Genomic DNA, 18,911 nt, shown 5'->3' on the forward strand with positions numbered 1-18,911 from the left:
CCAGCTGAATCGCATTGGAGAAACCCGGCCATGTTGAAAAATCTGCTGCTTCTGGCGTTGTTCTTTGCCTTGCCGGCTATGGCCGAAGACCAGACGCTTGCCGCGCTGCTGGCGCGCCAGCAGGTGCAGGGCAGCATGGTTATCGCTTCGCTGAAATCGGGCCAGACCTTCGTGCATGACGATGTCCGCGCCGGGCAGCGCTTCAGCGCGGCATCCACCTTCAAGATCCTCAACACGCTGATCGCCCTGCAGGAAGGCGTGGTTGCCGGCAAGGACAGTCCCTTCAAGTGGGATGGTCAGGTCCGTTCAGTGGCCAACTGGAATCAGGACCAGACGCTGGAAAGCGCCTTCCAGCGCTCCTGTGTCTGGTGTTACCAGCAACTGGCGGCGAAAGTCGGTGCGCAGAAGTACCGCGAGTATCTGCACGACATCGGTTTCGGCCAATTACAGGAACCGTTCAACACCACCACCTTCTGGCTGGACGGCTCCCTGCAAGTCAGTGCCAGGGAACAGGTGGCATTTCTCGGGCAACTTTACCAGCGCCGCCTGCCCTTCAGCCCGGCGGCCTATGACACCTTGCAGGCGATCATGCTGGTTGAGAAAACGGCCGACTACGCCCTGTATGCCAAGACCGGACTGGCCGCAGATTCGACAGCGAAAATCGGCTGGTATGTCGGCTACGTAGTCACGAGCGACGATGTCTGGCTGTTTGCCACCAATCTGGACATCCATACCGACAGCCAGCTGCCGCTGCGGCTGTCGCTGACCCGCGCTGCCCTGCAGGCCAAGGGTGTGCTGCCATAAAGGCGCAGGGCCTGTGCTGTGCAGGTCAGGACCGCCCACAAAAAACACGCGGCATAAAAAAAGGGTCATCCGTAGATGACCCTTGAACCGGAAAACCCGGATTTGAAAATGGCGTCCCCTAGGGGACTCGAACCCCTGTTACCGCCGTGAAAGGGCGGTGTCCTAGGCCACTAGACGAAGGGGACAAAACCTTCGAAAAACAAGGCCAGCTTTGCAGCTGGCCTGTTAGTGTTTGGTGGAGATAAACGGGATCGAACCGTTGACCTCTTGCATGCCATGCAAGCGCTCTCCCAGCTGAGCTATACCCCCGGATTTAATGTCTCCCGACCCGCATCACTATAGCACTGCGGTTTGCAACTGGCGTCCCCTAGGGGACTCGAACCCCTGTTACCGCCGTGAAAGGGCGGTGTCCTAGGCCACTAGACGAAGGGGACATAAACCTTCGTGCAATTCGCCTACCGCTTATATTGCGAATTGCTGGAAATTTGGTGGAGCTAAACGGGATCGAACCGTTGACCTCTTGCATGCCATGCAAGCGCTCTCCCAGCTGAGCTATAGCCCCGTCACTAAGACGGGGCGCATATTATTAGCCACCCCTGTGCCTGTCAACCTGATTTTCGCCACCTGCAGCCTTTCTTTCTGCAGCCAGAACAACTACTTAACCGGTGCTCAGGCGATGGCTGCGAGCAGCTTTTCCCACTCCTTGGTTTCCTTCTTGGACACGCCACCCAGCAGCTCTATGGCCTGACGCAGACGGAAGCGGGTCAGGTCCGGGCCAAGGATTTCCATGGCATCCAGTACCGATACCGAATTGGCATGCCCGGTTATGGCGGCGAACATCAACGGCATGGCATCGCGCAGCTTGAGCTCAAGATGCTCGACCACCGCCTGGATGCAGCCGGTAATCCGCTCCTTGTCCCACTGCCGCAGCGCTTCGAGCTTCCACAGAATCAGCTGCATGACCTGCCGCACCTGCTCGGCGGACAGTTTCTTGTGCGCGAACAGGCTGGCATCCGGCGATACGCCGCCCATGAAGAACATGCCGGCCAACGGCGCGATCTGGCTGAAGGTTTCCACCCGCCCCTGCACATGCGGCGCTATCTGCATCAGGTACTGCGGGTTGAACGCCCACTTCTGCACCTCGGCAGCAAAACGTTCCACCGGCAACTCGCGCAGCCACTGGCCGTTGAGCCAGGAAAGTTTTTCCAGATCGAAGATCGGCCCGCCGAGGGAAACCCGCGACAGGTCGAAGTGCTCGATCATCTCGGCCAGGGAGAACTTCTCGCGCTCATCCGGCATAGACCAGCCCATGCGCCCCAGATAGTTGAGCATGGCTTCGGGCAGATAGCCCATGCGCTCGTAAAAGGTCACCGAGGTCGGGTTCTTGCGCTTGGACAGCTTGCTCTTGTCCGGATTGCGCAGCAGCGGCATGTAGCACAGCGCCGGTTGCTCCCAGCCGAAGTATTCGTACAGCTTGATCAGCTTGGGTGCTGACGGTAGCCATTCTTCGCCGCGCAGCACATGGGTGATGCCCATCAGGTGATCGTCGACCACGTTGGCGAGGAAGTAAGTGGGCAGGCCATCGGCTTTCATCAGCACCTGCATGTCCATGCGATCCCAGGGAATCTCGACGTTGCCGCGCAACATGTCCGGCACCGTGCAGATGCCTGTGTCCGGCACCTTCATGCGCACCACATGGGACTCGCCAGCGGCTACCCGCTGCTGAGCCTGAGCCGGATCCAGCTGCATGCAGTGGCCGTCGTAGCGCGGAGTTTCCTTGTTGGCCATCTGCTGCGCGCGCACTGCATCGAGGCGCTCGGCCGAGCAGAAACACGGGAAGGCATGGCCCTTGTCGACCAGTTCCGCCGAGTATTTTTTGTAGATGTCGCCGCGCTCGCTCTGCCGGTACGGCCCGTGTGGCCCGCCGACATCCGGACCCTCGTCCCACTCGATGCCCAGCCAGCGCAGGGCATCGTAAATCTGCTGCTCGGACTCGCGGGTCGAACGCAGCTGATCGGTATCCTCGATGCGCAGGATGAACTGGCCACCGTGCTGGCGGGCAAAACACAGGTTGAACAGCGCGATATAGGCAGTGCCTACATGGGGGTCACCGGTAGGTGACGGGGCAATACGCGTACGAACGGTAGTCATCGGGAATCTCGAAACGAAGGGAGCCGGCAAGGGGGCGAATGGTAGCAGGCCGCCTACTCAGGGCTCCAGCAGATCACGGCCGGTGGAAGGCAAACGCTGGATGACGAAATCCAGAAAGGCCCGGACTTTCATGGCCTGAAAGCGTCGCGACGGATATACCGCGTAGATTTCTCCGGCAGGCAAAACTGCTTCGGGCAACAACTCCACCAGCTGTCCACTCTCCACCGACTCACGGCAGATCATGCTCGGCAATCCGGCAATACCCGCTCCGGCAATCGCCGCTTCACGGGCAAAGGTGATGTTGTTGCACGACAGGCAGCGATTGCACAGGCGCTGCTCGCCGACCACCGGCCAGTACCGCGGATTATCCTGGGGTAGCAGAATAGCCCTGTGCCCGACCAGATCGGCGGTAGTCGCGGGTTGTCCATGGCGGTCCAGATAGTCCGGACTGGCATAAAAGCGCCGCGGACTTTCGAACAGCTTGCGTGCAATCAGCGTGGAGTCCTGGGGCTGGCCGACCGTGATGGCGATGTCCACGCCCTCCTCGACCGGGTCGACGCTGCGCGAAGTGATTTCCACCTCGGCGCTGATCTGCGGAAACTCGCGCAGGAACGCACCGACGGCCTGACCGAGAAACAACTGCCCGAATTCGATCGGCGCGGTAATCCGCAGCAAACCGGAAGGCGCCTGCTGCAATTGCATCACCGCCTGCTCGGCTTCGGCAAAGTCGAGCATGATCTGCCGGCAGCGCTCGTAATAGGCCTGACCAACCTCGGTCAGGCGCAATTTGCGCGTGGTGCGATTGAGCAGACGGACGCCCAGCCGCTCCTCCAGCAAGGCAATTCGCCGACTGACCGTGGACTTCTGCATGCCCAGACTATTGGCCGCCTGGGTAAAACTGTGCAGCTCGACCACACGGGTAAAGACCTGTGCATCATCCAGACTCATGATTGTTCCTCATAGGCAACAAAGCATGTGAATTCTAGCCTCTATATCCTTCAGGGGAACACTGTTAAATTGCCCGATTACATTGTCATGACTCCGAGCACCCCATGCCTGCCCAACTGAAAAATCGCATGCTCAAATTTGTGTTACTGCTTGGTCTGGTTGCTGCGGGTTTCTTCATCCACTGGCTTTTGATCGGTCGCTTCCATGAATCCACCGACAATGCCTACGTGCAGGCTGAAATCACGCGGATCTCCAGCCAGCTTGGCGCACGGGTCGCCGAAGTTCTGGTGGAAGACAATCAGCAGGTAGCACAAGGCGACCCGCTGGTTCGCCTGGAAAATGATGATTTTAAACTGGCGCTGGACCGCGCCAAAGCGGCACTGGCCACCCGCGAGGCGGAACTCAGTCAGGCCCGCAGCAAACTCAAGCAGCAGTCCAGCCTGATCGCCGCAAGCAAGGCCGATGTCAGCGCCACCCAGGCCACCCTGGGCCGCACGCAGATGGATCTGAACCGGGCACAAGCCTTGCGCAAGCCCGGGTATGTCTCCGAGGAACGGGTAACCACCCTCGCCGCCGACAGCCGTGTGGCCAGCTCGCGGGTCTCCAAGGCCGAAGCCGACCTGCAGGCGCAACGTCTGCAGGTGGATACCCTGCAGGCTGAAATCAAGCGCCTCGAGGCCCAGGTCGATACGGCCAAAACCGATATCGCCCAGGCTGAACTCAATCTGAGCCGTACGGAAATCCGCGCACCGGTCAGCGGCATGGTTGGCCAGCGGACTGTCCGTGCCGGGCAGATCGTGCAGCCCGGCGCCTTCCTGCTGGCAGTGGTGCCGGAAGACAGCATCTGGGTGCAGGCCAATTTCAAGGAAACCCAGATCGGCCGCATGCAACCCGGGCTGAAGGCCGAACTGAAGTTCGACAGCTTTCCCGACACACCGGTTGAAGGCACAGTGCAAAGCCTGTTTGCGGCTTCCGGGGCGCAATTCAGTCTGTTGCCACCAGACAATGCCACCGGCAACTTCACCAAGGTGGTGCAACGTATTCCCGTCAAGCTGACCCTGGCTGCCGACAACCCGCTGCAGGGCAAAATCCGCCCCGGCATGTCGGTCGAGGTCTCGGTAGACCTCAGGACAGAGTGACATGTCCGAAAAGGGGATGTTCCAGGCCACCGAGGATCCGACCCCGCGTGACTGGATAGCGCTTTACTGCGCCATGCTCGGCGCCTTCATGGCAATGCTGGACATCCAGATCACCAATGCCTCACTGAAGGAAATCCAGGGTGCCCTGTCCGCCACCCTTGAAGAAGGCTCGTGGATTTCCACCTCCTATCTGGTGGCCGAAATCATCATGATTCCGCTCACCGGCTGGCTGATCAATCTGCTCGGTCTGCGCCGTCTGGCACTGTGGGTCACCAGCGGCTTCCTGATTTCCTCGCTGCTCTGCTCCATGGCCTGGAGCCTGAACAGCATGATCGTGTTTCGCGCCATGCAGGGTTTCACCGGCGGCGCACTGATCCCCATGGCCTTCACCCTGTCGATCCTCAAAGTGCCGGCGCACATGCGTTCGAAAACCATGGCCATGTTCGCCCTGACCGCCACCTTCGCGCCCGCCATCGGCCCGACCCTGGGCGGCTGGCTGACGGAAAACTGGGGCTGGGAATACATCTTCTATATCAATATTCCGCCGGGCCTGATCATGCTCGCCGGCCTGATGTACAGCATCGACAAGGTGCCGCCGACCTGGAGTCTGCTCAAGCAGACCGACTATGCCGGGATTGTCTGTCTGGCCATCGGCCTGGGTTGCCTGCAGGTGTTTCTGGAAGAGGGTTATCGCAAGGACTGGCTGGAATCGGACTTCATCATCATCCTGGGCGTGATCTCCTTCATCAGCCTGGGCACCTTTGTGATTCGGCAGTTTTCGCTGGAGCATCCGCTGATCAACCTGCGCATCCTCGGCGATCGCAACTTCGGCCTGGGCAGCATCATCAGCTTCATGACCGGCATCGCCATCTATGGCACGGTGTTCCTGGTGCCGATCTACCTGTCGCAGATACACAACTACAACCCGATCGAGATCGGCAGCGTGATGATGTGGACCGGCCTGCCCCAGTTGCTGGTTATTCCGCTGATCCCGACCATAGTGAAATACGTGGCACCGCGGGTGATGTGCGCCTTTGGCCTGGGTCTAATTGCCCTTTCCTGTGTGGCCAATTCCTTCCTCAGTCCGGACTTTGCCGGCGAACAGCTAACCCATACGCTGGTCATCCGCTCCATCGGCCAGCCCTTCGTGATGGTTACCAGCTCGCTGATTGCCATGTGCTATCTGTTGCCCAGGGACGCCTCGTCGGCCTCCGGGCTGTACAACCTGCTGCGTAATCTGGGTGGCGCGATCGGCATCGCCCTGCTCACCACCCTGCTGGATAATCGCAGCAAGACCTATTTCGACTATCTGCGCGAAGCGATAGTACCGAGCAACCCCCAGGTCGCCGAGCGGCTGGCCCTGCTCACCGACAAGCTCGGCAACCAGAACGCGGCGCTCGGCAAGCTCAGTGAAACTGTCCACCAGCAGGCACAGATCATGGCCTACAACGATGCCTTCATGGCGGTAGGCATTGCCCTGTTCATTGCGCTGCTGGCGGCGCTACTGACCAAGCCGCTTCCGGCTGGCGCCACTGCCGCACCTGGACACTGAAGCCGGCCATACCGAGCCTGTGCGCAGGCTCTGGCTGGACGATACGGCAATGATGCAAACTGGACTCCGGTGACCGCTGGCTCGCGATTACTTCGTGCTGCTAGCGGACTGAACCGGGGAGGTTTGCCATGAGTGTTTTGCTGATCTACGGTGCCAACGGCTACACCGGTCGACAGATAGCTGCCGCTGCCCTTGCACGCGGGCTGCAGCCCATCGTTGCCGGGCGGAATCCTGCCCAGATTGCGGCCATAGGCCGGCAACTGGATCTGCCGCAGCGCAGCTTCGATCTGCATGATCCGCAGGCAGTCAGGCAAGGCCTGGCGGGTGTGAGCGTGGTGCTGCATTGCGCCGGACCCTTCTCGGCCACCGCGCAGCCGATGCTCGATGGCTGTATTGCCGCAGGCGCACACTACCTGGACATCACCGGCGAGTATCAGGTGATGGACGCTATCGCCGCACGCAATGCCGAACTGCAACAAGCCGGCATCATGGCCATGTCGGGTACCGGGATGGATGTGGTGCCCAGCGATTGCCTCGCCGCACACATGCAGCGACGGCTGCCCGATGCCACCAGTCTGGAGCTTTATATCCGCGCACTGGAACGACTCTCCCCCGGTACCGCCAGCACCTTTGTCGAGAACATGGGCCTGCCCAATCTGGTACGCGAGAACGGCGTACTGGTCGAACGACCCGCCGGCGCCGACCGTCGGCTGGTGGACTTCCAGGGCAAGCGCGTCAAGCTCGTCGGTCTGCCCTGGGGCGACATTTCCTCGGCCTGGCACACCACCGGCATTCCCGACATTGCGGTATACATGAGCCTGATGCCCGGTGCGGCACCGATGATGCGGCTGGGTGGTTTTTTCCCGGGCATGTTGCAACGCCCCGGGGTGCAGAGGTTCTTCATGGCGCAGGCGCGGCGCTGGATCAGCGGGCCCAGTGCGGCCTATCAGAGCGGCCAGACCGCCGAGTTCATTGCCGTTGCCAGCAATGCCCGGGGCCAGCAATGCCGCACTTACCTGCAGGTCAAGGAAGGCTATGCCTTCACCGTCGACTCGGCTGTTGAAATTGCCATGCGTGTGCTGGCTGGCAAACTGCAGCCAGGCTTCCGGACACCGGGGGGTCTTTTTGGCCCGGACTTCGTGCTGGAGCTTCAGGGATCGCGGCGCATTGATCTGGATTGAACGCCTGCAGCAGTGAGAAATCCGGCCAGCGAGCCAGCAACTGCGCAGGGTCGGCCGTTCCCATCGAGTAGCGATCCATAACAAAAATTCGCGCCCTTGCTGAAATACGCCGGGGCGGATTTTGCCGACAATGATCTTTGCTACGCTTACTAAGCCTTCGGGAAGAGCTCATTCGCATGAGCAAAATCATGCTTGCGCCGGGCCCATTACCGGCTAACACCAGGGTCTGCATCGCCAGCGCTGCCGAGGGCTGCACAGGCGACCAGGAGTAGCCGGCATTTAAACCAATATCTTATGCAAGGGGCGCCATGCCACCCCCTTTTACCCACTCGAACCGTTGTGGAGAAATGATGAAAACACTGACCAATCCCATTGGCCGCTGGCTGTTGTCCGGCTTGTTCATGGCCGCATCGCTGGCTGTTCAGGCGCAGACCGAAAGCGCTCCCGGCCCCGAAGCTGCGCGCATTCAGGCCACTGCCGAAGATGCCTACATCTACGGGCTGCCGCTGGTATCAACCTACGCGGTGCTGTATGCCTTCAGCGTCGACTCGGCATCGCCGCAGTTCAAGGCGCCCATCAATCAGCTGGGCTGCATGGCCAAGCCGGCGACTCCGGCAGACAAGGCCATACCCTTCGTCAACAATGACACCCTGTACTGCAACGCCTGGCTGGATCTGCGTGCCGAACCCATGGTGATCTCGGTGCCCGCGGTCGAGAAATCCCGTTATCACTCGGTGATGCTGACCGATCTGAGCTCGGTGAATTTCGGCCTGATCGGTACCAATACCACCGGCAATGCAGCAGGCGACTTTCTGGTGGTCGGGCCGGATTGGCAGGGCGAGACGCCTGCGGGCATAAAAGGCGTGTATCGCGCTACCAGCCTGTTCAGCAACGCCCTGTTCCGTACCCAGCTGAAAAATCTGCAGGACATTGATGGCGTGCGGGCCGTGCAAGCCGGCTACCACGTGCGCAGCCTGTCGAATTATCTGGGCACGGCAACCCCGCCTGCCGCAGCGCAAATCAACTTCCCCAAGATCGATCGCGAACTGGCCAAGAGCAACTTTTTTGGCTACCTGAATTTTGTCCTGGGCCTGGTTCCGGTGCGTCCGGAAGACCGCGAACTGCGTGAACGCATCGCCAGCATCGGTCTGGGCTCGGGCAACTTCGACACGTTCAAGACCCTCGCGGCCAAATACCGTCCGCAGCTGATGGCCGGCGTGCAGGCCGGTGATGCGAAAATCAATGCGCTGATTGCCAACGCCGGCCCCCGCGTCAATGGCTGGAACTGGAACTTCTCGCTCGACAGCGACCGTAACAACTACACCGGCGACTACCTCAAGCGCGCCGCACTGGCACGCGCTGCGCCTTTCGGCCTGAACGCCGATGAAGCGCGTTATCCGATCAGCAGCACGCTGGCCAATGGCGAGCCCCTGGATGCCAGCAAGCACAATTACAGCCTGACCTTCAAAGCCGGCGAGCTGCCACCGGTTGAGCAATTCTGGTCACTGACCATGTATGACGCCGCCAGCCGCAGCTTCGTCGAGAACCCGCTGCAGCGCTACAACATCAACTCCGGCAGCTTGCCGCAGATGCAGAAGAATGCCGACGGCTCGCTGACCATCTATCTGCAAAAGGATGCTCCCGCTGCCGACAAGCAGGCCAACTGGCTACCGGCGCCCGATGCTCCGTTCAGCGTGATACTGCGCCTGTACGGCATCGGCGAAACACTGAAAAACAATGCCTGGGTGATCCCGCCGGTGATGCTCGCCGACTAGTTCACCTGACCGGGCCAGGCATGCACTGCCTGGCCGGACGACTGGATTTCCAGCAGCCAACCCAACCTGAACAGCCACACCATTCAGAGGTTAACCACGGAGAAACACCAATGAGATCGACAACAATGAAAAAAACCCTGATGTATTTTTCAGCCAGTCTGGTTTGCACAGCCCTTGCTGCGCCCCTGGCCTACGCACAGACAGCACCGGCTTATGCCAACTCGCCGGGCTGCGCGATGGGCCAGCAGGACAAGAACTCGATGGTCATGATGAATCACACCAACCTGCGCAACGTGAGCTGGGGAGAGGTGATTCTGTGGTGCGGCAATGGCGATACCTACAACACCATGGGCCTCAATGAGCCGAAGGATTCGATGCCTCTGGCGCTCTATCAGGGTCTGGACAAAGCCAAACTGGCCAAACAGCTGGATGTTCCGTCTGTCAGCCTGAATCCGGATAGCGGCCGGCGCTTCTGGACCTGCGACGAATTTGAAATCGAGACATCACCCACCGTCCGCGAATTCAATGGCCTGAAGACCCGCTACGTGGGCTTCCTGCCAGCCAAGGCAGACGGCAGCCCACAGGATCTGTCACCTGCGGCCATCCCCAAGTACATGTACAAGCCGCTGGAATTCAAGCGCTCGTCTGTCCTGGTGTTCAAGAAAGACCGTCCGGTGTTTCTGCTGACCGACCCGCAGGGTATCTCCTGGGTCATCAAGACCTACCAGACCGGCGTGGATCCGACCCTGAACTTTGAAGCCTTGTCGACCATCGACAAGCGCTACAAGCATTTGCCCGAGGGCTGGAAGTTCCGCACCCTAACTCTCGACAAGGATCTGGTGCTCACCGCCAAGGGCTCCCAGCGCATCATGTGGGACGAGTTCGGCGGATCCTGGGATGCACTTGATCCGGGTACAGTCAATTACGTGCCCTGATCAGCAGCACCGGCAGCCGTTGCGCATGGCAGCAAGCGCGCGGCCTGCCCTGCTCTGATCCCTGCCAATCCGCCCAAATAAATATCGCGCCAATGGCGCGATATTTATTTGGGGGCCGTAGCGGAGCTGACTGGCCAGCGGCCCGGACCGCATATTTTCGCAATCCGCAAGCCGCTTGCTCGGCAAAGAAGACTTACTTGCTGAGGATGTGGATAGCCAGCGCGGCCTCCTCCACGCCCTGCATGCCGCCGCCATTTTCCTGAATGGCGTGACGGGCGCCCTCCACCTGACGGCGACCGGCCTCACCGCGCAACTGGGTGACCAGCTCATACAGCTGGCCAATACCTGTGGCGCCCAGCGGATGCCCCTTGGATTCCAGACCACCAGAAGGGTTGATCGGCAAACGACCGCCAATGGTGAACTCGCCACGCTCGGCCGCCGGGCCGCCTTCACCGAATTTCACAAAGCCGAGATTTTCAGCCTGGATGATTTCGCCCATGGCCGAGGCATCGTGCACCTCCGCCACATGCATATCCTCGGGACCCAGACCGGCAATCTCGTAAGCCTGCTTGGCCGCCAGATGACCAATGTGCAGTTCCGGCCGCTCCAGCGGACGGCTGGTGAAACTGCGCACCACGCTGGCCGAGACTTTGATACAGCGCTGCTTGTCAGCACCAATGCGCTTGAGCCCTGCCTCGGTGCACACAATCGCCGCCGCTGCGCCATCGGACAAGGGCGCGCACATCGGCAAAGTCAGCGGGTAGGTGATGGGCGGCGCAGCCAGCACTTCCTCAATGGTGAACGGCTGACGGAATTGCGAGTACGGGTTGTGTACCGAGTGAGTGTGGTTCTTCGCGCAGACCGCCGCGATTTGCCGCTGGGTGGTGCCGTAGGTCTTCATGTGATAGCGGCACATGGCGGCATAGATCGACATGAACTTGCTGTAAGGGCGCGAGGACTCAGAGCCCGGCGGCGGCACGACGCCATCGCCCATTTTGATCAGCACCTCATAGTTTTCCTCAGCACGCGAGACGTCCCAGCCGGCATCGAAGACCGCAAAGGCCTTGGCCTTGTCGGGGATATTCATCTTCTCGGCACCGATGGCCAGCGCCACATCGGTGGCACCGGCCCTGAGGCTTTGCAGTGCCAGATGAAAGGCACTGCTGCCCGAGGCGCAGGCATTCTCGACATTGAATACCGGGATGCCTTCAATGCCGATCTTGCTGAACACCACCTGGCCGGGAATACCCAGCTGGCCCTGCAGTGCGCCATTGGTCATGCTGCCGTAGTAGGCCGCGCCGATATCACTGATCTTGCAGCCGGCATCCTTGATGGCCCCCTGCAGGGCTTCGCCTGCAAGGTCGTGAAGACTGCGTTCGAGATGGCGACCGAATACGGTCATGGCGATGCCGGCGATATACAGAGTGCTCATGGCGATTCCTCAGTAGGGAGTGGCGGCAGGACAGCAGGCTTCAACGGGAAGCCGGGACAAGTCCCGCAGCAGCATTTTCATCATCATTGTTCGGATTTCAGCCTTCCGGCAGTTGCACGCAGGCGAACCTGGAAGTGCCCTTGTGCCCGGCCGGCAACGGCTAGTTGTCAAACGGCCCGAGATTGTTGCGGTAGAGCCAACCAACGGTCTTGTAGAAAGTATTCGGGGCAATGCGCTTGAAGGCCCAGGCGGCGCGATACAGCGGCATCGGCAACGAATACAGGGTGCCGCGCTCCATGTCCCTGATCGCATAGGCCGCGACAGATTCCGAAGTATGCTTGCCCTCGTCCATGTCCTTCTGGATGGTGCGCGCGACGCTGCTGCGGGCGGTCACGTCCTGACCATCCCTGGCGGCATTGACGAACAGGCTGGAGCGGAAGCCGGCCGGACACAATACGGTGACCCCGATATTGGCCCCGGACAATTCGGCACTCATGGTTTCCGACAGCGAAACCACGCCCGCCTTGCTGACGCTGTAGTTGGCCATTTCAGGCATCGACAGCAGACCGGCAACCGACGAGACATTGAGGATGTAGCCGGATTTTGCGGCGATGAAGTCGGGCACGTAGGTGCGGCAACCATTGATCACCCCGTCGAGATTTATCGACAGCAGCTTTTCCCAGTCGGCATCGGTCATGTCGACCAACTTGTTCGAGTCGGCAACGCCGGCGTTGTTGCACAGGATGTCGATACCGCCCCAGGCCTTCTGCAGTTTTTCCCGGGCCGCATCCCACTGCAGCTTGTCGCGCACTTCCAGCGCCAGACCCAGGCCCTTGCCGCCGCGTTGATTGACGTTTTTAACCGTGCGCTTGACCGCCGCCGGATCGCGCCCGGAAATAGCCACGTTCCAGCCGCGCTCAGCCAGTGCATAAGCCAGCGCCTCACCGAAGCCGCTGGTGGCACCGGTGATCAGGATGCGCTTTTTCGGAAAGCGTTTTTCGAGTCTGTTCATGTTGGCATTCTCTGAATAACGTTACACGGCTCCGGCACATCAGCCCGAGGGTCGGCACGCATCGACGTGCAGAACCCCGGGTGCGGCACCAGGGCAACCGCGCTGACTAGAGCCTCACCCGGATCATCAGATCTTGCGGTCGGCCGCCTGCCAGTACCTGGCGCGCAGATCCTTCTTGAGCACCTTGCCCACCGGACTGCGCGGCAGTGCATCGATAAAGTCGATGGTCTTGGGCGCCTTGACCGAGCCGAGCTTTTCCTTGCACAGGGCAATCAGTTCTTCCGCGCTGACACTCTGCCCCTGGTTCAGCTCAACCACGGCCTTGACTGCCTCGCCCCACTTGTCATCGGGCACGCCGATCACCGCGCAGTCCTGCACCGCCGGATGGCTCCAGAGCACCTGCTCGACTTCACTGGGGTACACATTGAAACCGCCGGAAATGATCATGTCTTTCTTGCGGTCGGTGATGTGCAGGTAGCCTTCATCGTCGATGTGACCCACATCACCGGTATGCAGCCAGCCATCGATGATGGTTTCGGCGGTCTTTTCCGGGGCATTGTAGTAGCCCTTCATGACCAGATCGCCCTTGACGCAGATCTCACCGGTCTCGCCCCGGGGCAGGATTTCATTGGCGTCGTTCATCATCTCGACGCGGATCAGCGCATTGGGCTGCCCGACCGAGGACAGTCGTGAATCAGGCGCCAGCTGGCCATCGATAAAATGCTCGCCCGGTGGCAGGAAGGCAATCGCTGCCGGGCATTCGGTCTGGCCGTAACCACCCATCATCACCGGACCGAGTACTTCCAGCGCCAGCTTGAGCTTCTCCACCGACATCGGTGCAGCACCGTAGAACAGATATTTCAGCGAACTGAAATCGACCTTCTTGTTCAGATCCGGGATATCCAGCAGGCGGTAGATTACCGTCGGCGGCAGGAAGAACTCGGTAACCTTGTGCTGCATGATCGAACCGAGCATCAACTGCGGATCGGGTTTGCTCAGCACCACCACGGTACCGCCACGCGCCGTGCAGGGCAGCGAGAGCACACCGGCGGTATGCGTCATCGGCGCCGCGGCCATGTTCACCGGTTTCTGGTTGTTGAGATAGGGCGTGCCAATCATGAAATGGGCGACGAAGGTCTGCACGCTGCGGTGGGTGTTCATCACCCCCTTGGGCTTGCCGGTGGTGCCGCCGGTAGAACCAAGCCAGATCACATCGTCGGGATCGACGTTGACCCGCGGATCCGTGCTGGGCTGAACGCCTGCCCACGAAGCCAGCGAGGGCGCATCCGGCAGATCGTCGTCAATGCAGATCCAGCGCTTGATCTTCGGCAGTTGCGGACGCAAGGCGGCAATCGCGTCGGCGTAGTACTTCTGGAAGAACATGATCTCGCAGTCGCACATATCGAGAATGTACAGATTCTCTTCCGGCGCATTGCGCGCGCCGACCGGAATCCAGGTCATGTTGGCGCGCCACAGGCCGAGCGTGCACAGCCAGGCGGTGATGTCGTTGTTGGACCAGACGGCACCCTTGGTGCCGGCCGGATAACCGGCGGCGAGGATGGCGTTGGCTATGCGGCAGGACATTTCGCCAGCTTCCTGAAACGTGACCCGGGTGTCGTCCTGAATGTAGGCGACGCCCTGGGGATTGATGCGCCAGCCGCGGTCGAAATAATCAATGATCGCCATTTAAGTCTCCTTGAAATTTCTGATCAAAGTTGTGTGACTGTGGCCCGTGCCAGACCGCGCTGCTCGAGGAAGCCGAGCAGATAACGATGATCGAAGGCTTTGCAGGCCGAAGTGAAGCCCACCGTCTTGTGCTCACCGTCGAGCAACTTCATCACCGCAGCAACCTGCAGCGCGCCGGTGGCGATGTATGGCGTAAGACCATGCACGGTGGCGCGTACGGCATTCAGCTGGCCGCGGGCAATGGCGAAATCGACAGTGCGGGTAGTTGTGGTGCGCTCACGGGGCGGCATGCTCGGGGTGGTGGAATCGACCACGCCCTTGAGAATGGCATCCTGTTGCTCGCCGGGAAGATCCTTGTATTCGGCATCCCATTTCTGGAAGAAACCATGGGCCAGTCTCATCACTTCGTTGTCATAGAAGCCAACGCTGGAGATGCAGCTGCGTACCCGTGAGTCGTTCTGGTAGAACACCGGAATCGAGGTACCGCTCCAGGGCAGGGAGAACACCGGCTGCATGAAGCTGGGGTCGGTCACGTTGAAACAGGCGGTAACCGGGTGCTCTACCAGCTGGTTTTCCCACAGGTATTTCTGCTTCACCCGTGCCATGCCGAAAATCGAGGCTGTGGAGCCCACGGTGACACCGGCCGCGCCGCCGCGGGTACCGCGGCAGATGGCAGCGGTTTCCAGACAGTCCAGCCCGGGGGTTTCCAGAGCCAGTTCGGCAGCGATCTCGGTGAAGGAATACATATAGGAAGTGGATGGGGCGAGCACCAGCCCGGACTGGCGGTACAGTTCGCCAAAGCGCTCGCGCATGTCCAGCACATAGGCCTGCTCGCCAGTGGTGTCGAGGTGGTGGCAGCCGGCCTTGAGTGCGGCTTCGACGGCGATGGCGCCAAAACTGCTGAACGGGCCGACGGTGTTGCACACCACCTTGGCGCCCTTGAACACTTTGACCAGCGCCTCGACGTTGTGCTCGGCCTCGACAATTTCGTAAGTGGCGGACTCCAGACGCACGACGCGCTGGGCCATCATTTCCTGGGTACGCTTGGCGCTGCGCGCGATGGCAGTGAACGGGATCTGCTGGTCGATCAACCAATCCATGATGAGCATGCCGGTGTAGCCGGAAGCGCCATAAACCACTACTGGGTACTGTGCCATTTCTGTCTCCTTGGGGTTGGGGATAGCAAACAGGTATTTTGAAGTAAGTAGAGTGAAGCGTATTTCAGCAAAAGCGTGTACTTTTGTTATGGATCGCTACTTTTGTGAGTGCATGAATGTGAAAGTGAAAATGCCCCACGACCAGCTGCTCAGCGTCAGAAAGGAGCTGGGCAAGGAGCCCATACTCGAGGCTGAAATCGGCGGGGCCATCCCCCTGTTCGTCGAGCGTTACATGTACCAGAGCAGGGACCTGACCGCGCCGGGCAGGCCCTGTGTCGGGCTGGTCACCTTTTTCGGCGGCAGCATGGCCATAGAGGGAGAATCGAAGCAGTTGCACTCCACCTTCCTGCCGACTCAGGCCATGCTCATTCCGCCCGGAACCGAAACGCACTGGCATTACACGGGAACGGTCGATTACGCGGTGTTCTATATGCTCGACACCAGCAAGCGTCTGGCCAATGCGGTGCAGTTGCTGGCCGAATCGCGCAATGAGCCAATGCTGTTTGCCGATCCGCTGGTGAGTTCAACCAGCCGTCAATTGCTCGATGAATTGCAGAAAGGTCCGGGGGCAGATACCCACTATATGCACCTGCTGGTACAGGTCATGTTCGAGCAGACTTTCCGCACCCTGACCACGCCCGCCGGTGGCTCGATCAATCCGCGCAATACGCACTTCTCCCGCCTGCAGGCGGTGCTCAATTTCATCCGCAACAATCTCGCCAGCGACGTCACGGTAGCCACTCTGGCCAGGATCGCCGGGATCAATGTTTCTTATTTCCGGCGCATCTTTCTCGAAGCGACCGGCATGGCACCCCATGCTTACGTATTCGCTGCGCGACTGGAGCAGGCGCGCAAACTGCTGATCCAGTCAGAGCTGCCGATCGCCCAGATTGCCACGGATTGCGGCTTTTCCAACCAGAGCCATCTGACCTCAAGGTTTCGCGCGGCCCATGCGGTTACCCCGGCGCAGTTTCGCAAGATGGCCGGCAAGCATCCGTAAAATCGGCACTGGCGGCGCGGCGCCGGCCGGCTCACACCGCACCTATTCCTAGCCCTCTCCCAAAGTGGCGAGGGGCAAGACTGCTACAACAGTGGACGCAACGGCTACACCTGCAGCAGACGCTCGCGCAGCTGATGGATTTCATCGCGTAGCTGCGCTGCCGCCTCGAACTCCAGATCACGCGCCAGCTTGTACATCTTCTCTTCCAGTACGCGGATACGCTTGCTGATTTCACTCGGCGAGCGCAGCTGCTCTTCATACAGCCCGCTCTCCTCGGCCACCTTGGCAATACTGCGGCGCTTGCCTTTGGAGCCGGGCACCACGGCGCCTTCCATGATGTCCTTGATGTCGGTCTTGATCCCGCGCGGCTCGATGCCATGTTCGAGGTTGAAGGCAATCTGCTTGTTGCGCCGCCGTTCGGTTTCGCCCATGGCCCGCTCCATCGAGCCGGTGATGCGGTCGGCATAGAGAATCGCCTTGCCGTTGAGGTTGCGCGCGGCACGCCCGATGGTCTGGATCAGCGAGCGCTCGCTGCGCAGGAAGCCTTCCTTGTCGGCATCCAGAATCGCCACCAGCGACACTTCCGGCATGTCCAGCCCTTCACGCAACAGGTTGATGCCGACCAGCACATCGAACACCCCGGCACGCAGGTCGCGGATGATTTCCACCCGCTCCACGGTATCGATATCCGAATGCAGGTAACGTACGCGTACCCCGTGATCGGCCAGATAATCGGTGAGGTCTTCAGCCATGCGCTTGGTCAGCGTGGTTACCAGTACCCGCTCGCCCACGGCCACCCGCAGACCGATTTCCGACAGCAGGTCATCGACCTGGGTGCGTGCCGGGCGCACCTCGATCATCGGATCGACCAGCCCGGTCGGCCGTACCACCTGCTCGATGATCCGCCCGGCATGCTCGGCCTCGTAGGTACTGGGCGTGGCCGAAACGAAAATCGTCTGCGGGCTGATGGCTTCCCACTCCTCGAAGCGCAGCGGCCGGTTATCCAGCGCCGAAGGCAGGCGAAAGCCGTATTCGACCAGGGTTTCCTTGCGCGAACGGTCGCCCTTGTACATCGCGCCGACCTGCGGCACCGAGACATGGGACTCGTCGATCACCAGCAGCGCATTGTCCGGCAGATAGTCATACAGCGTCGGCGGCGCTTCGCCGGTATCGCGCCCGGACAGATAGCGTGAGTAGTTCTCGATACCGCTGCAGTAGCCCAGCTCGAGGATCATCTCCAGATCGAAACGGGTGCGCTGTTCCAGACGCTCGGCGGCCACCAGCTTGTTCACGCTGCGCAGGTACTCGACACGCTCCTTGAGCTCGACCTTGATCTTCTCCACCGCCTCCAGCAGCACCTCGCGCGGGGTGACGTAGTGGCTCTTGGGGTAGAAGGTAAAGCGCGGCAGTTTCTTGATCACTTCACCGGTCAACGGATCGAAAGCCGCCAGGCTTTCCACCTCGTCGTCGAACAGCTCGATACGAATCGCTTCCAGTTCGGATTCCGCCGGAAAGATATCGATCACATCGCCACGCACGCGGAAGGTGGCGCGGGAAAAGTCCACGTCATTGCGCGTGTATTGCAGGCCGGTCAGCCGGCGCAGCAATTCGCGCTGGTCGAGTTTGTCGCCGCGATCGACGTGCAGCACCATTTTCAGATACGAGGTCGGATCACCCAGGCCGTAGATCGACGACACGGTACAGACGATGATGGTGTCGCTGCGTTCGAGCAAGGCCTTGGTCGCCGACAGGCGCATCTGCTCGATATGGTCATTGATCGAGGAATCCTTGTCGATGAAGGTATCCGACGATGGCACGTAGGCTTCGGGCTGGTAGTAGTCGTAGTAGGAAACGAAGTACTCCACCGCATTGTGCGGAAAGAAGCTCTTGAACTCGCCATACAGCTGCGCCGCCAGCGTCTTGTTCGGCGCCAGCACCAGGGTCGGGCGCTGCACTTGGGCGATCACGTTGGCAATGCTGAAGGTCTTGCCCGAGCCGGTAACGCCGAGCAGAGTCTGGTGCGACAGGCCCGCCTGCAGGCCCTCGACCATCTGACGGATCGCCTCCGGCTGGTCGCCGGCAGGCTGAAAACGGGTAACAAGCTGGAACTCGGACATCTGTAATTCGAACCGGCTGACA

Annotated in this window: 14 protein-coding genes and 4 tRNA genes; 7 read left to right on the forward strand and 11 right to left on the reverse strand. The window is 60.4% G+C overall.

From position 1 onward, the window contains the following. Positions 1-30 precede the first annotated feature (30 nt). Entirely contained in the window at positions 31-804 is a 774-nt protein-coding gene (gene blaOXA / locus BLT89_RS10370) for a class D beta-lactamase (protein ID WP_090194763.1), read from the forward strand. Between the two features lie 109 nt (positions 805-913). Here blaOXA and BLT89_RS10375 read toward each other — a convergent pair. From BLT89_RS10375 to BLT89_RS10400, 6 genes are all read right to left on the reverse strand, one after another. Further along, positions 914-989: transfer RNA gene (locus tag BLT89_RS10375), tRNA-Glu, on the reverse strand. 48 nt (positions 990-1,037) lie between these two features. Next, positions 1,038-1,113: transfer RNA gene (locus BLT89_RS10380), tRNA-Ala, on the reverse strand. Between the two features lie 49 nt (positions 1,114-1,162). Continuing rightward, positions 1,163-1,238 (reverse strand) — tRNA-Glu (locus BLT89_RS10385). A 52-nt stretch (positions 1,239-1,290) separates the two neighbouring features. Then, a tRNA-Ala gene (locus tag BLT89_RS10390) sits at positions 1,291-1,366 on the reverse strand. 107 nt (positions 1,367-1,473) lie between these two features. Then, positions 1,474-2,955 (reverse strand): glutamate--tRNA ligase, encoded by a 1,482-nt coding sequence (gene gltX / locus BLT89_RS10395; protein ID WP_090194764.1) that lies wholly within the window; start codon positions 2,953-2,955, stop codon positions 1,474-1,476. A 57-nt stretch (positions 2,956-3,012) separates the two neighbouring features. Continuing rightward, positions 3,013-3,903: a LysR family transcriptional regulator gene (locus tag BLT89_RS10400; RefSeq protein ID WP_090194766.1), complete on the reverse strand. Its 891-nt coding sequence runs from the start codon at positions 3,901-3,903 to the stop codon at positions 3,013-3,015. Positions 3,904-4,007: 104 nt separating this feature from the next. On the opposite strand from BLT89_RS10400, the gene BLT89_RS10405 reads away from it, so the two are divergent. From BLT89_RS10405 to BLT89_RS10425, 5 genes are all read left to right on the forward strand, one after another. Then, complete coding sequence (locus tag BLT89_RS10405) at positions 4,008-5,042, forward strand: HlyD family secretion protein (RefSeq protein ID WP_090194767.1); 1,035 nt, start codon at positions 4,008-4,010, stop codon at positions 5,040-5,042. A gap of 1 nt (position 5,043) precedes the next feature. Further along, positions 5,044-6,594, forward strand: coding sequence for a DHA2 family efflux MFS transporter permease subunit (locus tag BLT89_RS10410; protein ID WP_090194769.1), 1,551 nt, complete (start codon positions 5,044-5,046; stop codon positions 6,592-6,594). Between the two features lie 128 nt (positions 6,595-6,722). After that, positions 6,723-7,775: a saccharopine dehydrogenase family protein gene (locus tag BLT89_RS10415; RefSeq protein WP_090194771.1), complete on the forward strand. Its 1,053-nt coding sequence runs from the start codon at positions 6,723-6,725 to the stop codon at positions 7,773-7,775. A 350-nt stretch (positions 7,776-8,125) separates the two neighbouring features. After that, entirely contained in the window at positions 8,126-9,550 is a 1,425-nt protein-coding gene (locus tag BLT89_RS10420; protein WP_172829128.1) for a DUF1254 domain-containing protein, read from the forward strand. 110 nt (positions 9,551-9,660) lie between these two features. Then, positions 9,661-10,485 (forward strand): hypothetical protein, encoded by an 825-nt coding sequence (locus BLT89_RS10425; RefSeq protein WP_157718851.1) that lies wholly within the window; start codon positions 9,661-9,663, stop codon positions 10,483-10,485. A gap of 193 nt (positions 10,486-10,678) precedes the next feature. Here the strand turns inward: BLT89_RS10425 and BLT89_RS10430 are convergent, their stop codons facing one another. The 4 genes from BLT89_RS10430 to BLT89_RS10445 all read right to left on the reverse strand — a co-directional run bounded on the left by BLT89_RS10430 (position 10,679) and on the right by BLT89_RS10445 (position 15,772). Then, positions 10,679-11,917: a thiolase family protein gene (locus tag BLT89_RS10430; RefSeq protein ID WP_090194777.1), complete on the reverse strand. Its 1,239-nt coding sequence runs from the start codon at positions 11,915-11,917 to the stop codon at positions 10,679-10,681. Between the two features lie 160 nt (positions 11,918-12,077). Next, a complete protein-coding gene (locus tag BLT89_RS10435) occupies positions 12,078-12,929 on the reverse strand; it encodes an SDR family NAD(P)-dependent oxidoreductase (protein ID WP_090194779.1) in 852 nt (283 codons plus the stop codon). A gap of 126 nt (positions 12,930-13,055) precedes the next feature. Then, entirely contained in the window at positions 13,056-14,615 is a 1,560-nt protein-coding gene (locus BLT89_RS10440) for an AMP-binding protein (protein ID WP_090194780.1), read from the reverse strand. 23 nt (positions 14,616-14,638) lie between these two features. Then, positions 14,639-15,772, reverse strand: coding sequence for a saccharopine dehydrogenase family protein (locus tag BLT89_RS10445; RefSeq protein ID WP_090194782.1), 1,134 nt, complete (start codon positions 15,770-15,772; stop codon positions 14,639-14,641). A 130-nt stretch (positions 15,773-15,902) separates the two neighbouring features. Between BLT89_RS10445 and BLT89_RS10450 the strand changes: the two genes are divergently transcribed. Next, positions 15,903-16,772 (forward strand): helix-turn-helix domain-containing protein, encoded by an 870-nt coding sequence (locus tag BLT89_RS10450; protein WP_231975100.1) that lies wholly within the window; start codon positions 15,903-15,905, stop codon positions 16,770-16,772. Positions 16,773-16,876: 104 nt separating this feature from the next. Here BLT89_RS10450 and uvrB read toward each other — a convergent pair whose 3' ends face one another. Then, positions 16,877-18,889, reverse strand: a complete 2,013-nt coding sequence (uvrB, locus tag BLT89_RS10455) for an excinuclease ABC subunit UvrB (protein WP_090194785.1) — start codon at positions 18,887-18,889, stop codon at positions 16,877-16,879. Between the last annotated feature and the right edge of the window lie 22 nt (positions 18,890-18,911).

Origin of the sequence: Pseudomonas pohangensis (assembly GCF_900105995.1) — a bacterium.
Taxonomy (GTDB): Bacteria; Pseudomonadota; Gammaproteobacteria; order Pseudomonadales; family Pseudomonadaceae; genus Aquipseudomonas; species Aquipseudomonas pohangensis.